Genomic DNA, 17,958 nt, shown 5'->3' with positions numbered 1-17,958 from the left:
ATATTAGATTTTTGTAAAATATGTAGGTGCCACTTTCACCAAATAATAAATGACACTAATCAACGTTATAGAAATAGCCACGATCATACCGGTATTCCACCAAAACCGCCTACTACCACGAGGCATATCGGAACGCATGTACTTTTCACTATTATTCAATAAAAAGAAACCGATATATGCCACAGGCAATAAAATCAATGCAACGGCTGATGTAGGAATAGCAATCCATGTACCCATTTTACTCCAAAGTATAGCACCCAAAAATCCCGGTACGGGAACTAATGTAGCCAATTTGTACTTCCAGCCTGTTTCGGGTAATTTAAATATCTCGCAAATTGCAAAACCACAAACTACCATATGAAGTATTATAGCATTCAGAGACATACCAATAATCCCCAAGCCAAAAATCAAACGGGATACTAACGCCGGAAGACCGGCTGCTTCCAGCATACTCGCAGCTTTAATCGGTGAAATAGAGGTTTCACCTGGTGCCAGAGTGATCGTAGCCCCTGCAGCTATTATCATCAAAGAAGTTGCAATAGTATATGGAATCAACATTCCTGTTATCAAATCAAACTTTGCCAGTCCGGAATATTCCTTTGTCCAACCTTTTTTCAAGAAAGAATATCCAAATAAAAATGTCATATTGATACCGACAGCTGCACTCAACGATGCTATAAAAATCTGAATGCCTTGTGTATCTCCTGGAATATTTAAATGGAATCCACCTTCCATAGAAAAAGGCAAAAATCCTCTTCCCACAGCCGACCAATCTATTCCATTGCCACTGAAACTGCAAACTACAACGACTATCAAAAATGAAAGAATAATAAACCAAACAATACTCTTGATTATATTCTCAAAAATCTTGATTCCTTTATTTCCTTTATTATAATTCCATACAATACGACATGAAACATACAAGACTACCACTGCAATTCCCAACAACGCAGCTGTTTGTCCTACTGAACCATCTTCCAGCTGGAACCCTCCGAACGCCTGTACCAAATCAAGAGTCATTCCTGAAACTAGAGAATATTGTGGGAAATGCCAGATCATAGTCGCAACGATTGTACACAAAGCCCATGCCCACGCAATAACCGGACTCACATATTTCTTCATTGCATAGAAAGGGCGTTCTCCCCTGCACATAGTCTGATGAGCCAAAGCCGATAGCATAATAATCCCAATTCCCATAGCGACAGGTTGTACCCACAATAACTGGTATTGTGCATGTGCGCCTGAAAACAAAGAAGCCATGGCACTACCTCCTCCAAGAGTCATAGCGCTTTGCATCCATCCTGGACCCGATTTCGAAAAATACCATTTAGTACGTTTCCAAAAGCCTTCATTCTTTAGTCCCCGCAATTCCGCTACTTCTTTCTTCACCAATTCAGACTTCCCTTCCAGAGAATTATAGGCAGCAGAAATTTCATCACTCGACATCGATTCGTATATACGTTTATTATCTTCCATGGTTTATATCATTAAAGAATGGATATTTCTACTTCAGCACCATTTTTCTCTGCTGAAACATAACTTGCATATAGTGTAGACATAGTATCCGCAGCCAACTTGCTATTACTTTCTATCGGTGTTCCATTAGCAGCAGCATTATAAAATGCATTTAATTCATGTTGATATCCCAAAAACCAGCCTTCGTCTGGAGATATTTGTGACCATCCCTGTTTAGTCTCGGTCTTTTCCACGACGTAAATGTCATCAAAATATTTCTCATCGGGAGTGTATGTTTCCATAGTATTGTTATGACTCATATTACACAATGTACGATGATTGTTTGCATTGACACGAATCCAGTTATTAGTGCCGCCCAAACTTAATTCATTTGCTATAACATCGGCAATCGTACCATCCTCAAATACAATATGGACAATTGCGAAATCTTCCACATCTTTATAATGAGTTTTCAAATATCCCTGATCATCGAAATTTGGTAAACGGGTAATAGAATGCACGCGGGCAGAAACTGTTTTCGGACGTATAGGTTCGCCAAAGCGGGCTCTTCCTTCCACATGCTTGAAATAGATAACAGCAGTCAACGGATGACAACCTTTTCCTATCAAAGAACCGCCACCGGAAAATTTCCATTCACCATAAGCTAGAGAATGTGAACCCGAATGAGATTGTTCCCCATTCATCCACAAGATCTGTGCTTTTGATTTTTCAATTATCTCACGTTCCTTTTGTACGGGAGGAGCATACACCCAGTTTTCAGCATACATAATCCGCCCAGTACTAGCTTTTTCAGCATCCAACATTCTTTTGATACTTTCTACTGTTTTTTGAAGTCCTTCTTCACGCGAAAAATTTTCTCCACTAAAACCTTCTGTACCATCACCAAAATAACCCGTGAATGGTTTTTCCACAATCACATTCTTATTCTTGGCTAATGCGGCGACTACAATTTCTTCATGTGTCACCGGTGGAGTACACACATGAATAACATCAGAAGCATCAATCAATTCTTCAAGTGTATCAAAAATAACCATATTTCCATGAGTGGCAAACTGCTCTGCTTCTTCTCTAGCCACAGAGAATACACCAGCTATTTCTACTTTTGCACTAAACACATGTTGTAACGCGTTGTAATGGAAGCGTGCTGCAAATCCAGAACCAACAAACCCAGCTTTTAAAGTTTTTTTTTCCATCGTATCTCTTTTTATTGTTTTTAAATATACCACACTCAAACTGTGTACGTCCACAAATATATTTAGTTTTTTTTGAATCACAAACAATATCAATAAAAAACTATGTATTTTTTCCATTTTATATTTTACTATTACCTTATAATAGTTATCTTTGCAGTATTAAAAAAGTTTTAAAGAAGAAGGTAATTCATATGGCAAAAAAAATTAGAATTAAAGATATTGCTGATTTAGCAGGAGTTTCAGCCGGAACAGTTGACCGTGTTTTACACAATCGAGGTAATGTCACCGAAGATAAGCGAATTAGAATAGAAGAAGCCTTGCAAAAAATGAATTACACACCTAACATTCATGTTTCTGCCATTTCTCTTCGGAAAAGCTACAAATTTGTTATTGCCATTCCTAAATCCAGTGCAGGAGAATATTGGTCTTTTGCCGAAAAAGGAATTAATGCAGCTTTAGAAACCTATTCTGCAATAGATATTCAATGCGAATTCTGCTATTACAACCATTTCGACCTTTTTTCATGCAGAACTTCTTTTGAACAAGTTATTCAGCACGAACCGGACGCCGTAATTATCGGCCCCACTTTTAGAGATGAGACAATCTACCTGGCCAACCAACTTTCAGACATGAATATTCCATATATATTTGTTGACTCCACAGTAGAAGGAGCCAGTCCGTTGGCATTTTACACAGCCAACCCATACACATGTGGATATCTCATTGCGAAATTAATCACCCAGATTACTCCTAAAGACGCAGACATCGCTCTTTTTCAAGCCATACGAGTTGGAGATGAAAGCGCCAATACCACCATTCTAAGAAAAGCCGGATTTATGGCCTACTATGCAGAACATAAGCTACAGAATAAACTGTGTCGTGTTAATTACTCTGCACAGGACAACGAGAAAAATGAAGATTTACTAAAAGACTATTTTATCACAAACCACAATATAAAAGGAGCGGTCATATTCAACTCCAGAGCACATGTCATCACTAATTATTTCAAAAGACATAAAATCCGCGACGTCAAATTCGTCGGAATAGACTTAACAGAAAAAAATGCAAAAGCGCTAGACGAAGGTTATCTTGATTTTCTCGTAGAACAAAGAGCCGGACAACAAGCCTACATGGCAGTAGAAACACTTATACAATATTTGGTTTTTGGAAAAAGTGTGCAAAACAACAACTATATGCCAATGGATATTATTGTAAAAGAGAATGCTGATTTATATAAAGAATCCAGTGCGGCAACTTTATTTTTCAACACACAACGATAATAATACAATTACAAGGTTTTAACACTCCCGCAATCCTCAATAAAACAACCATTTACAATCACTAAATTCTCAAACATTCTCACCGTTATGAGAAAAGATTCTCATTGCTATGAGAAAAAGTTCTCATAACGGTGAGATTTTTTTCTCACAACAGTGAGAATAATCCCAGTCTTATTAATCCTTCTTACAGCAATCATTTGAAACAAGAAAACATGAATAAGGTGCGAGTTGACACAACCCACACCTTATCCTAAACCTCTAAAATACTAGAGCTTTCCATCCACATAAAGTTCAAGAAAGCTCCTTTCTATGAAATTCAAACTTAATCTTTAAAACTCATCATTTAGTCTTTTCTTTATTCTTATTTCCACCTTTCTTCTCTTGTTTATCTCCAGTTTTTCCTTTACCTTTCTTCGCTTTTTCCACAGCTTTATTATCCTGATATTTTTTATACTGCTCTACCGTCAAAATTTCTTTCAGCTGAGCATCCACCTTACCACGTTGATCTTTAGGCTTCGAGTATATCACTAGAATTTTATCCTTTTGTTCTTGAGTTAACCCCAACAAAGAATCCAGTTTCTCTACCATTTTCTGCGCCTTTTCTTCAACACTTTTTGTCTTCTGCGCAAACGTAACCACACATGCAGAAGATGCAAACAATAGGCATAACGCCAAAATAATACTTCTCATCATTTTTCTTTTTTTAATACATAATTTATTTAAAACCAAGTCTCACAATTCTATCATTCACTCGCTGATGTATAGCCCGGGTTTTGCGGCATATACAAAGTACGATTAGCATCAATAACAGTTTGCGGTATCGGAAAGATAGTATCTCTTAAAGCAAAGTTTGTTCCATCAATAGGATTATACGCCTTAATTCGAGGATACATAAAATCCTTACCCCCCATACGAAGCAATGTATATCTGCGATGTTCTTCCAACAATAGTTCTCTACTACGCTCATCCAATATAAAATTCAACTGTTCTTCCAAAGAAGCCCCCAAATCTGCCGCAGTAATTGCTTTCGCATTAGCCCTATCCCTCAGCTCATTTATATCACTAACCGCCGATGCCAAATCACCCAATCTAATAGAAGCCTCTGCCCTTAACAACAACGTCTCCGCCAACCGCATATAAATTTGAGAAAAATGAGATTCCGTATTCTCCGGATACCCAACATCACAAAAAGCAAATTTCAATGGATATGGATGATTATTAGACGTAACCTTAGTATCACTCAAGTTATTATAATCATATCCACCACTTGTAGTTTTAACAGATGCATCTTTCGACGCTCCGATCCAGAGTTTATCCCCTATTTTCCATGGACGTCCCTCCGTAGCATTCATAATATCATTTCCATTACCATCCGTCAGTTTATCAGCATCCGTCAGCACAAAGTATTGACCAATTGCATATTCATTTCCACGCTCATCAATCTGCCCGTTAGCAGGATTCGCATCTTTACTTGAACTGTAATATAACAACAACGTATTTTTCAATATACTCATCCGATGCCATCCACGTCCGCCGCGCTCCTCTGTATATCCCAGCGTTAACCCATCCGCACCTTTCCATTTTGTATTTCCATAACGCAACGTAGACTCATGACGCATAATATTCTCACCACCACCGACAATTCCTCTTGCCCACTTCAACTCCCACAAAATCTCCGGATTAGAACTATTTATATTTTCAGGTTGAAACATACCCATAAACACAGACTTGTCCGTACTACGCTTACTCCTCTGAATAGCATACGGACCTTCCGTAATACATTTATTTGCCCACTTGTATGCAGTTTCCGCATCACCAAGTGCCAAATACATCTCCGCCAAATAAGTCATAGCCACTCCTTTTGTCATTGTACCTGCCCGAGAAGGGATCCACGGCAAGTATTCTGCTGCAAATTCCAAATCTTCAATAATAAAACGGCGTACTTTCTCAACTGGCTCCCGCACGAAATCCGTACGAATAGCATCCGTAGATTCTGTAGTAACAATTGGAACCGGCCCCCATAAATAACTCAAATGCCGATACGCCCATGCCCTGAACAACTTAGCTTCAGCCATCACCCTATAATATTGACTGCTACCGCTTCCATCATCCCAACTAATATCAGAATACGGAGCCCTGTCCAAAATAGCATTAGCCGCATTTATCGTTTCATAGAACCACAAAAAATACTTATCAAAATCTTTATAAGAAGGATGATTTGCTACGCCCCAGCTATTCAACATCCTATGCACATTCCCCTTATTACTCCCGGTCGCCATATTATCCGTACCAACAGTAAACAGCACATTACGCAAATCTACCGTACCGAAATTGGTCGTATAATTCATCCCTTCAAACTCTTTTCTCACCTCTGCATAAAGCCCATTCAAACCATTTTCATACCCTTCCAGACTCGTATAAAGTCGATCAGCCGTATACAGATGCTTCGGTTCTTCATTCAAAAGATCATTTTGACAAGAAGAAAACCCCAATACAACAATCATTCCCCAAAACAGGGTATATTTTCCTTTTTTCATATTGCCAGTATTTAAAATGCCAGATTAATACCAAATGAATACTCACGACTAACCGGAATTGCACGTTGAGTATCAAATTCCGGATCCATACCTTCCCATCCCGTCACCGTTAACAGATTCTTTCCAGTAAAATAGACCGCTAATTTACTCAAGCCCATTTTAGTCACAATACGTGTTGGAAGCGTATAAGTCAGTGTCACATCCTTAATCCTCATAAAATCTGCACTCTCATAACTACTCGGACTTATAGATTTATTTGCAATATACTTATTTGCATTTTTCTCTGTACTCCAATATTCATTGGTAGGATTATCCACAGTCCAAAAATTATGATTAATCAAATAGGTCTTATCTTTAAACGGATTAGCTTTAGTTGACCCTGAAACTCCATACAACAATACAAACAAAGAGAAATCTTTGTATTTCAGTGTATTTGACAAGCTCCAAGTAAAGTCCGGCTCAGAAGAACCCAAAATTTGCCGGTCATCCGGATCTATCTCACCATTCTTATTAAGATCTTCATACTTCGCATAACCAGGTTTAGCACCATATTTAGCTGCTTCTTCCTCTTCACCCAACTGCCACGTTCCAATAATTTTGTAATCAAAATTACTTAATACAGGATGCCCTATAAACCATTTATTGGTAATATCCGATAAGCCATCTCCATACAGCTCTTTTATTTTATTATCATTCCATGCCAAGCTAAGCCCTGTATGCCAAGAGAAATTTTTCAACGTAATATTATTCGAACTTAAAGACAACTCCACTCCGCGATTTTCCGTTCTACCGATATTCTGCATAACTTCACTAATACCATGTACAGAAGATATCGTACGCTTCAGAAGCAAATCCTTATTCATATTTTTATAAAGATTAAATTCACCGGTAATTCTGGAACGCAAAAAACCAAAATCCAACCCTACATTATAGGAAGTCATGACTTCCCAACCCAAATTAGGAGAACCAATAGTGCCGGGAATATAACCGGGAAGAGGAGAACTTCCATTCGTATATCCATTATCTGACATAATAGGGAGAGTAGAGTAAGGCGACAACCCGCTCTGCCCATTCTTACCAACCGACAACCGAAGTTTTAAAGTACTCATAACCTCTTTTATGGGAGCATAAAATTTCTCATTATGAATATTCCATCCCAAAGCCATAGAAGGAAATGTACCCCAATGTTTATATTGCCCCAATGCAGAAGACGCATCGCGTCTTACAGTAGCCGTAAACAAATAACGACTATCATACGCATAGTTAACACGAGCCATATATGAATGTAAACGGGTTTTATCGTTCACAAACGGTTCTACCTTAACCTCTTGAGCATCATGAATACCATAATAAGAACGATCATCTCCACTAAACCCCTTAGCCATAATTGTCGTCCCTTCTTTATGACTTTCCTCAAAGCTAAAAAGCCCCGTTAAAAACAATTCGTGTTTTTGAGCAAACGTATGTTGATAACTCACAATATTTTCTACCAGATAAGAATACTTCATGGTATTAGCCATTTCTCCCTCTCCACCAAAAGCACCACTCTTCTTTGTATTAGAACCCCGATACCAATATTGTTTTCCAGCGCCATATTGAACATTCGTATTCAATTTATACAAAAGTCCCTTCACACCCGGAATCTTAATCTCCAGATAGTTAGTAGCTGTGAGAGCATAATTTACATTCAAATCATCATATAAATAACATTCCAAAGGATTGATTTTAGTATCCTCACCTGTTGGATTTATATTAACTGTTCCATCATCATTGAATGGTTTTGCAAGCGGAGATTTATTAAACACATCCACAAAAGGCGGTTTAGCGCCACTCCTGTCAATATAAGTCCAACCAACACTATTCCCCATACGAATCCATTTGTTAATATCCGTCGTGACATTCAGTCTGGTATTCAACCGTTTATATTCATCATTTATCACAATACCGTCCGTACCCAAATAGGAAGCATTAAAATTAAAACGTGTATAATCTCCACCACCGGAAACCCCCAATTTAAAATTCTTGGTATGACCTGTTTTTACAATCAAATCTTTCCACGACCAATCCTTATAAGAACCGCTCTGATAAACTGCCTTTTCAAAATCAGTCAACGCAGCATCTTCATCATTAGCATCATCATTCGTCCATCCATTCTTATAATTCAGATATTGTTCACCATTCATCAAATCCGGATAATTGGCAACCTTCTGTATTCCATAAAAGCCATCAAAGGAAACTTTAATTTTTCCCTTAACCCCCTTCTTTGTTTCAATCAAAATAACTCCCGCCGCCGCACGTGCACCATATATAGCAGCCGAAGAAGCATCTTTCAACACATTAATGCTCTCTATTTCATTAGTCCCAATTTCAGAAAGACTTCCGTAATAAGGTGCTCCATCCAATATTATTAACGGCTCATTATTAGCACTAATAGAATTTCGACCACGAACCAACATAACAGTCCCACTGCTTGGATCCGCTCCTGCAGCCTGCGACATTACATTCAATCCAGGAACCGCACCTTGTAACAACTGGGAGATATCCGTAGTTATAGTATTTTCAATACGATCTTTAGAAACCGTAGCTACCGACCCCGTTACATCACTTTTTTTCTGAACACCGTAACCAACCACAACCACCTGCTCCAACGCCTGAGCCTGCTGCGACAGTTTTATAATCAATGGTTCATTTCCCGCACAAGCTATCTCCTTTGTTTGATATCCAATGTAAGAAAAGACGAGATTATATACTTTTCTCTGCTTATCTATAGGCAAAGAAAAATTCCCATCAACATCCGTTATAGTTCCAGTCTTTATTTCCTTGAATGTTATATTCACTCCGATCAGAGGTTCATTCGTGTCACTATCCAAAACAACCCCCTTTATAGCCCGCTCCACCTTTTTCTGTTGAGCACCAGCCTCCACATTTGCCCATGATATTAAAATTACCACACACAGCAATCGAATCAGCAGACAATCTGTTTTCCATAAGTGTATTAGCCTGTTTTCCATTAAATAAAGATTCTTAATGTTTTAATAAAATATTTATTTCCTATACAAACCCCAAACTCTCACCTTCGAATCACTAACCATCATTAAGCCCTCTGGCTGCATTTTTAAGTTACAATCTCTTGATTACGCCTGAATAGTGTGCACGAACACACACAAACAAAAGCAAAAGTTGTGTATTTGTGTTGCAAATATATGATTTTATTTGAAACCAAGTATATTTTTGCTATTATTTTTTTTCATCAGATTAATTAAAACGCAGAAACAAAGAGCACAATACACTATATATCAATCAAATAAACGAATATATTTTTCTTTAAACAAAAAATGTGCACGAACACAACAAACAACAAATATAGCAACACATAAGGCACCAATAATTAATTTAAAGTATGCAAGATATAAAAAAAATAAGGAGAAATAAAAAAAGAGACGAAAGATTTGGCTTTTAAATATTTATCTATATCTTTGCAGTGCCTGAATATAATACACAGTAATACACAGTCGCAGTGTTGTTGCATTACTCCTATTATAAAAACCATTCATTAAGCCTTTTGGTATTATAATCATTATAAGAGTTATAGCCATGAGGAAGACAACTTATTTATTAAATTTTCTATTTTTTGTTTGCATTGCAACTTTAATCAGTTGTAATGAAGATCCTGCGGATTCTTCTAAAGAAGATGATAAAGTAATATGGATTAAAGCTGATGACATACAAGGAAGCACTCTCAACCTCGAACGAAATGCCAGTTTCACAATTCGACTGAACTTATACCCTGAGGATGCTATAGACAAAGAAGAATACACCTTCCAATACAAATCATCAAACGAGGCTATAGCAACAGTCAGCGAAGAAGGCGTCATCACTGCCATTAAAGTAGGTGAAACAACAATCAATGTGATTCCTTCACATAATTCCAAATTAGGGTTTGCATTTACTGTAAATGTAGTAGCAGGAAAAGTTTCAGTAGAAAACATCACTCTTTCTGAAGACATAAAGGATGGTATTATCATTGAGAGCCCCGGACAAACATTCAATTTATCAGAGCACGTGATTATTACCCCCGAAGATGCAACAAACCCCAATGTTACCTATTCAATAGATAAAGAAGAGGTTGCAGAAATTGATGAATTTGGTATCATTAAAGCACTTGCGCCAGGAACAGCGACAATCACGATTACAAGCTCGGAGAATCCGATTATCAAAATATCCGCAGCACTTGAAGTCAAAGACATTCCGATCAAAGTACCTGTAATACTAAATAGAGAAAATTGGATAGTAACAGAATCTGATGAATACTTGACTCTATCAGGGGACGAAACCGCAGAAATTGTGAGGGCTAGAGTAATTGATGAGGATAAAGCATCAACAATAAAATTCGATAAACCAGGAGGAAAAAACAGACCGGAGGATGACACCAATAATTCATATTTTGTAATTGATAGAAATAACAATAATGAATTTCTTTCATTCAAAGTTATCCAACCTGAAGGTAGAAATTCACGAGCATGTGTTAAAGCTGTTACAATATATGGAAAAAACTCTGACAGTGGAGCTTGGGAAATGATTAAAGAGAATGTTCCAATACCCAACTCAGAAACAGCTGGTTCTGATTCCGGAGAAATAGATTTAAAAGGAAGCACAGCTCATACCTACCGATATATAAAAGTTGAAATAACAGACTGGAACAAACAAAGCAGTTCAACAATAGAAATGGCTGAATTTTATTTAATCGGCTATGAAGAGTAAAGACGCTAGCATTTCAGAAATAAATAACTAATTTCACAACATAATGAAGAAAAAAATAATCGGCTCTGCATTTGCATTGTTATTCGCGGTTGCATTGTCAGCTGCTTATGTTAACAAGACATTTAGTATTCCGGACTTTATAACTGAAACTATAAAGTCCTCATCAGACAAATTAGTTCTTACTGACAAATCTTTGTCGGGTGGAAAATTGCAATCCAAAATAGACGCTAAATTTGGAAACAATTACAGCCAACTAAGGACATTAATTATCCAAGCCGGAGAATTAACTCCGGATGATTGCAAGTTCATAAAGAAAAGTTTAACTGGGCTGGAAGAGCTAACTATTGAAGGAACAGCCAATTTTACTAATGGTATTATCCCCAAAGGAGCTTTTGACGGGATGCCCAATCTAAAAAAAGTAAAGGCAACCCAAGCAAAAGAAATAGGACTTAAAGCTTTCAGTGGTTGTGAAAAACTTGAAACTATTAATTTCCCAAATGTAGAAAAGACCGGTGTACAAGCATTCGCACAGCCAAAAGGCTCAAACAATAGTCAGCTAAGAATTGCAAGACTCCCTAAACTGAAACATGCTGATCCACGAATGTTCTATTACTGTACTAATTTATCAGAACTATATCTCAATGCTCCTCCAGCTTTAAAAAGGCCCGAAGGAAAAGAAGGACTATGGTTCGAGCGAGTAACTAAAATGGTCATTCATATACCTAGTCGCAAAGTATATGACGAATTCATGAAAGTGGAAAACTGTGGGTCTGTAGACTGGAGTGCTTTCAACTTCGTTGCCGATAATGGAGATAAATTACCTGCCATTCAACAGGCAGCTGAATACAATGATTCGGCTTACGACCCATTGCGCGATCAACTTCTGCCACATTTTGACCGTACAGATAAAGATTACTCGGGAGATTATTACTCGGGAGATTATAAACTAAGCTTGAACATGTATACATTCAATACAAATATCAACGCTTGGATAAACAACTCCACAGTGGCTCCGCAATTAAGTACACTGGATGCTATTAAATGGGCAGCAAAGGTTGGTTTTGATGCGGTAGATGTCACCTGTTACTATATTCCGGGGTATAGCAATACAGCAATGCCTACCCGACCGGACTCTGAAATAATCAAATATGCAAAGAACATTAAGAAGCTCTGTTCAGAATTGAACATAGCCATTAGTGGTACAGGCATTCAAAACAACTTTGCCGATCCTAATGAGGCACGCCGAAAAATGGATGTTGAAAGAATTAAATACTGGATTAAAATCGCTCACGAAATGGGAGCTCCCGTACTACGCATTTTCGCAGGTCCGCCTCCTGCAGATATTCGTCGTGAAGGATGGGAGAAAATTGCAAGGGAACGAATAGCCCCACATATCCGTGAGGTTGCCATGTATGCCCAAAAGAATTATCCGGACGTACGCATCGGAGTACAAAATCATGGCGATATGCTTGCCACCGCCAACCAAGTAATACAATTATTAAAATGGGTTGATTGTGACAATGTCGGTATTGTAAATGATACAGGATTCTATCGTGATTTTCTGAATACCGATGCTACCAAGTACGATTGGTACAGGGATATTGCCCTTGTACTGCCTTACTCCAACAATTTTCAGATAAAGAAAAAACCGGCAGGAGCAGAAACACAAGAGCTAATGGACTTAAACCGCTTGATTAGAGATATTCGTAAAAGTCCATATAGAGGATACATTCCTATAGAGTTGTTATGGATCAGTAAAGACTCTGGTTCCCCAACTTCCTTAAAGACCCCTCCTTACGAAGAGACGATTGAATTTATCAAGAAGTTAAAGCAAGTAATGGAAGATACCAAATCTTTCAAAGAAATAAGTAAAGGAAAGCCACTTGGTGTAAAAATGGCTCCTCCCGAAACAACAATGATACAAGCCAACCTCCAAAGTGAGGGTGGTTTGTCTTTTGTTTTAAAGTCCTTGCATCCTAATATTCTGGAATTCAATGAGAAGACAAAGACTCTGACTCTATTAACGAATACCAGCCCTTATCAACTGAATGAGCAAATCAATATCCCTCAAGGGCTATCTATGAGAGTAACAGATTCGAATGGAGTTCCCAGAACGGATATAGAAGAGATACAGAATAAAGATCTGTTAATCATAAGTAATGGTAAAACAAAAGAAACTTATTCCATCAATGTCAAAAGATACGAACTGATTAATCTTGCTCTTAATCCTGATCCACAAAAGATTAAGGTCAGTACTTACCGCAAGAATTGTACAGTCGAAAAAGCTTTTGACGGCAACTCTACAGGAACATCAGGAAGTGGTTATCAAGTAGATGGCTCTCAAGCAAACAGTGAAGGAAAAGAGACTTTCTGGCTAGCCTTAGACTTGGGAGAAGAAAAAGATATTCATTCCATCGGAGTGGCCTGGGGAACTTCTGTTGCTAATCTAAAGAAACGATTAGTAGATGGAGTTTATCAGATTGCCTACACAAATGACTTAAATAAATGGAATAAACTTTCTAATGCTAAGGACAGCGGTTCTGATGGGTTGAACGGATACAGTGCTCCTAAAGGATGGACAATCATACATTCGCAAAATGTAGATGAACTGCCTGATGCCAATGGAAACAAGGTTTTCATTCACTCATTCCCTGAAGTAATAAAAGCAAGGTATGTGATGGTAAGTGGTAAACTGGCCAATCGTTTTATTGAGATTTACAATCTATTTGTGTTCCAAAAACAATTAGTTGATGGCGCACTCCCGCAACCATCTTATCCCACTTTTGATGCAGCCAGAATAAAACCCGATTATGACAAAATGAATATAATGGTGGGACGACCGGCAGTTATTCAACAAGGGACTCATGTACCATCTTATCATATTATAGCGCAAAAGGATATTTCTGTGACAGGAAATCTGATGGCTCCTGACGGTAAAGTAATATATGCTTTAAAACCGATTCATATAAAGAAAGGAGATACTTACAAAATTGACATTGACAGGTTAGCTGATGCATTGGGAACATATCATATGGAATTTGCCATAACCAGCGATAAAACCATTTATGACTCCTATTACTTTACTTCCATAAAAGAAGATATTTCCTCGTATACCTATGAGAGCCCTTACCCTGCTATCTATATGCAGGAAGGTCGGCTTGTCTATATACCGGATTACAAAGGAAATACAGTGATAGATTACTCCAATGTAGGTTACAAAGGTGGTGGCGTGGAAATTCCGAACGTCCCTGTTCGTGTCATCTTGGAACCTTCCGCTGATCAGAATGCAGATGATACGGAACGTATTCAAAATGCTATTAATATGTTGGGACGCCTCCAGCCAGACGAAAATGGATTTAGAGGAGCTATTTTACTAAAAGCAGGAACATTCCGTGTCAGCCAATCAATCAAAATTGATAAAAGCGGAATTGTTATTAAAGGAGAAGGTGACGGACACGAAAATATAAAACAACATTCCAAACCACTTGGTCCAAATAACTGGTTTGATTATGAACAATCAGAAAAAGCAGAAAAGAATGTTACCAAAGTAGTAGCCACATGGGTAGCCGACTCATACAATAAAAATGTTGCCGTATTCAATTTTGCCGGTGGAAATATCAACACTGAAAAGACAATAGAAATAGCAGATCAATATGTTCCTGCCGGTACACGTACTATCAGGCTGCAAACAGTCGAAGGATTAAAAGCTGGAGATAATATACGTATTAACCGAATTATTAATGCTTCATGGGCACAAGATTTAAAAATGGATGTCATTACAGACGCACCATCCGTACCTTCCGCCAATCAATGGGCAGTGAATGGAAAATTAGAGAACTCTTATATGGATGTTTATCAGGAACGTACCATTAAATCTATCAATTCTCAAACTAATACAATTACATTGGTAGAACCTATTGTTGATCCATTGGATATGAAATATGGCGTATCGACTGTTACCCGTTTTACATCCGACAACAGAGTACAAAATGTCGGCATTGAAAATATTCAAATTCTTTCCCGCTTTGATAAATCAACTACCGCAGAAAACTCCGCCTTTGGAATAAATTACAAATCGTATGATGATGAATATCACGCACAAGTAGCCGTGCGTATCGGTAATGCTGAAAATATATGGGTAAGAAGAATCACTAATTACCATATTGACGTAGCAGTTAATATATCAGATGGAGCCAGATGGGTAACCGTACAAGATGTCAATTGCCTTGAACCTGTCAGTGGCACGGGTGGAGAGCGCCGATATAGTTTTACGAACTCCGGTGGGTCACTCGTTCTAAATCAGCGCAACTATGCCCGATATACTCGCCACGGTTTTATTATCATGGGACAAGTGATGGGACCAAACGTATTTTATAATGATCGGAGTGATTACCAATTCGATGCCAACGAACCACATCTCCGATGGTCAACCGGTGGATTGTTCGATAATATCAAAGGACGTATCTATGTGCAAAACCGCTGGAATAACGGAACGGCTCATGGCTGGTCGGGAGCAAACTATACCTTGTATAACAATGAAGGTAAGTTCATCATCAGCCAAAATCAGCTGGCAGCCAACTATTTATTCGGACAATCAGATGCAAACGATCGCCTACCGTTTATCATGGCGGAAGTAGATCCGGGAAACGTGCCAAACTTTAAGGCATATGAATACAGCGTTGGTAAAAAGATGAATCCGGCCAGCCTATACCTACAACAGCTCAAGGACAGAATGGGACAACAAGCTGTAGACAATACAAACTCATCGAACATTCCGGCCTATAAAGATGAGTCTGGCAGTTTCAACGATATGTTTGCTTATTTAAGTGAGATCAACATCAACGGAGTAAAATTAGAAAACTTCAAAAAAGAAGTGTTGAATTATACTATTCCTATCGCTTTAGATTACAAGACATTACCTCAAGTGACTGCCAAAGGAGAAAAGGGAACCAGTATAGAAAAAGACGAAAATAGTAGAGGTATGACTTTCACTGTTACGAAAAATGGAAAGATAACAAGTGTCTATACGATAGTTTATGGATTTGTATCGAAAGAAAAAATCTCATCCAATGGAAGCAGCAAGCAATTGGAAAAACTGACAGATGGCAATCCCAAAACTTTATGGAGTCAATCAGGTTCTCCATACGTACAATTTTATTTAGGAGACACCCCTGTGGAAATAGAAAAGGTATCGCTCGGCTATGGCAGAAATACGCAAATCAGAAGACAATATTATTTTGATTTTGAGATTTCTAATGATGGCTATACTTGGAAAAAAGTCCAAAACCCATCATGGCAACCCGACAATTTAGGTCGTGGACATATAATGGGAATGCAAGTTATGCCGGGAGTAGGCAGTAATAAATCTGATTATGAAACATTCATATTCCCAAAGAATGTAAAAGCCAGATTGCTACGTATACAGATGTTTGGCGCACGAAACGGACAAGGTGTTGGCTCCACTAATGCCAATGCTTATTGGGCAATAGACGTAGCTACTAAGTAGCTTTCACACAATACCTAATATTAAGAGATTCCTCTATAGACAATAAATCTATAGAGGAATCTCTTATATTTTTAAGACAAGTAAAACAGATGATTACCAGAACTTATTGTGTTCCGCACTATATTCAAAACCTGCGGCTTTCAACTGATTCACTAATTCATCCTTGTTCACATTCATATCTTCACAAAGTTCGTCAAGTGAAGAATAACAATCGCGTAACTTCATATTGATGACACTGAACAACATCATCGGATCTTTCGGTAATTCCATAACATACAATCTTTTAAACCGGGTACAAAGGTACAGCAATCCTGTTGAATGGCAAAATAAATCAATCTCCTATTTCTTCTATCTTCAAAGAGATTTTTTCTATTAGTTTGCTGATTTCTTCTTCCAATGGGATCACATTAAAGTCTTTCCAAAAGTTCTCATCATATTGAAAGATGTATCGGAGAAGATTGTACGGGTAGGCAATCTTTCCGTACGGGGAAACGCGACTACCTGTCCAGTTTCCACTTTGCAAGTAATCATCTCAAACCAGATATGAAGATCACGACTGCCAAACAGCATTTTGGCCTGTTTCACTTTGAAATCTTTTATAATATCCATCTGGATACAGACCTGAATACCCGACTTTACTTTTACAAGCAAGCTATCTTTCGCTTCCACATTACTTAGCCGACTCATTTTCAATAGCTTCACTTGATCCGGCACAACTGAATGTGAGGATGTCTTATAAACCTTAAACACTGCTTCTGACAAGTTTTGAAATTTGTTTTTCAACTGAACTCCTTCACGATAAAAGGTAGTCAGATACACGGGAGCATGCGAATAGTTCTGTTCCCGTCGTTCAATCATCTCCTACAAAAGTTTCTTTGGTTCACTTCGACGAATCACTACTTCCTGCAAAGGAACAACTTTAGGTTCGAAAGAGCTTTTTTATTTTGCTTGTCTTTCACCAGACCAACGATCGTAAGATAATCTCCGGCATCTCCTTGCGCCCACACAAGATAGCTACAAAGCAGCAAACAAACTGATAGCCATCCAACCAAGTGTTTTTCTACATTCTTCATACTGATGCTTTTTATAGGTAAATAAATTGCGTTTCTATTTATAAGAGCGTTCAAACCGGAAATACCCTACAGCTTTTACAAAAAAAGGAAAAGAAATCAGATTCCAATATTATATCCGGAAATTAATAGTAA

The 17,958-nt window shown here is 38.0% G+C and carries 9 protein-coding genes and 2 pseudogenes; 3 read left to right on the top strand and 8 right to left on the bottom strand.

The window, feature by feature from the left end; translation table 11 throughout:
• Positions 1–3: 3 nt before the first annotated feature.
• Both I2I04_RS10225 and I2I04_RS10220 read right to left on the bottom strand, forming a co-directional pair.
• Entirely contained in the window at positions 4–1,476 is a 1,473-nt protein-coding gene (locus I2I04_RS10225) for a divalent metal cation transporter (protein WP_195471242.1), read from the bottom strand.
• An 11-nt stretch (positions 1,477–1,487) separates the two neighbouring features.
• Entirely contained in the window at positions 1,488–2,786 is a 1,299-nt protein-coding gene (locus I2I04_RS10220; protein ID WP_229126969.1) for a Gfo/Idh/MocA family protein, read from the bottom strand.
• 74 nt (positions 2,787–2,860) lie between these two features.
• Between I2I04_RS10220 and I2I04_RS10215 the strand changes: the two genes are divergently transcribed.
• The gene (locus I2I04_RS10215; RefSeq protein WP_008651343.1) at positions 2,861–3,949 is read left to right on the top strand and encodes a LacI family DNA-binding transcriptional regulator; all 1,089 of its coding nucleotides are present in this window, start codon (positions 2,861–2,863) and stop codon (positions 3,947–3,949) included.
• Between the two features lie 339 nt (positions 3,950–4,288).
• On the opposite strand, the gene I2I04_RS10210 is transcribed toward I2I04_RS10215, so the two are convergent.
• The 3 genes from I2I04_RS10210 to I2I04_RS10200 are packed head-to-tail and all read right to left on the bottom strand — an operon-like array spanning position 4,289 to position 9,497.
• Entirely contained in the window at positions 4,289–4,642 is a 354-nt protein-coding gene (locus tag I2I04_RS10210; protein ID WP_195654952.1) for a hypothetical protein, read from the bottom strand.
• Positions 4,643–4,692: 50 nt separating this feature from the next.
• On the bottom strand, positions 4,693–6,486 hold the full coding sequence (locus I2I04_RS10205) for a RagB/SusD family nutrient uptake outer membrane protein (RefSeq protein WP_195654951.1): 1,794 nt from the start codon (positions 6,484–6,486) through the stop codon (positions 4,693–4,695).
• 11 nt (positions 6,487–6,497) lie between these two features.
• The gene (locus tag I2I04_RS10200; RefSeq protein ID WP_195654950.1) at positions 6,498–9,497 is read right to left on the bottom strand and encodes a SusC/RagA family TonB-linked outer membrane protein; all 3,000 of its coding nucleotides are present in this window, start codon (positions 9,495–9,497) and stop codon (positions 6,498–6,500) included.
• A gap of 583 nt (positions 9,498–10,080) precedes the next feature.
• On the opposite strand from I2I04_RS10200, the gene I2I04_RS10195 reads away from it, so the two are divergent.
• Positions 10,081–11,247 (top strand): Ig-like domain-containing protein, encoded by a 1,167-nt coding sequence (locus I2I04_RS10195; RefSeq protein ID WP_195654949.1) that lies wholly within the window; start codon positions 10,081–10,083, stop codon positions 11,245–11,247.
• A gap of 43 nt (positions 11,248–11,290) precedes the next feature.
• The gene (locus I2I04_RS10190) at positions 11,291–16,753 is read left to right on the top strand and encodes a TIM barrel protein (protein ID WP_195654948.1); all 5,463 of its coding nucleotides are present in this window, start codon (positions 11,291–11,293) and stop codon (positions 16,751–16,753) included.
• A 93-nt stretch (positions 16,754–16,846) separates the two neighbouring features.
• On the opposite strand, the gene I2I04_RS10185 is transcribed toward I2I04_RS10190, so the two are convergent.
• From I2I04_RS10185 to I2I04_RS10175, 3 genes and pseudogenes are all read right to left on the bottom strand, one after another.
• Positions 16,847–17,023, bottom strand: a complete 177-nt coding sequence (locus I2I04_RS10185; RefSeq protein WP_004316890.1) for a DUF4250 domain-containing protein — start codon at positions 17,021–17,023, stop codon at positions 16,847–16,849.
• A gap of 61 nt (positions 17,024–17,084) precedes the next feature.
• Positions 17,085–17,686, bottom strand: a pseudogene (locus I2I04_RS10180) (carboxypeptidase-like regulatory domain-containing protein); the annotation flags it as partial.
• Positions 17,668–17,826: pseudogene (locus I2I04_RS10175) on the bottom strand (carboxypeptidase-like regulatory domain-containing protein); the annotation flags it as partial. The pseudogenes I2I04_RS10175 and I2I04_RS10180, both read right to left, overlap by 19 nt.
• Positions 17,827–17,958: the final 132 nt, after the last annotated feature.

Origin of the sequence: Bacteroides sp. 1001136B_160425_E2 (genome assembly GCF_015559655.1) — a bacterium.
Taxonomy (GTDB): Bacteria; Bacteroidota; Bacteroidia; order Bacteroidales; family Bacteroidaceae; genus Bacteroides; species Bacteroides luhongzhouii.
This window is presented reverse-complemented; position numbering and strand designations above follow the sequence as displayed.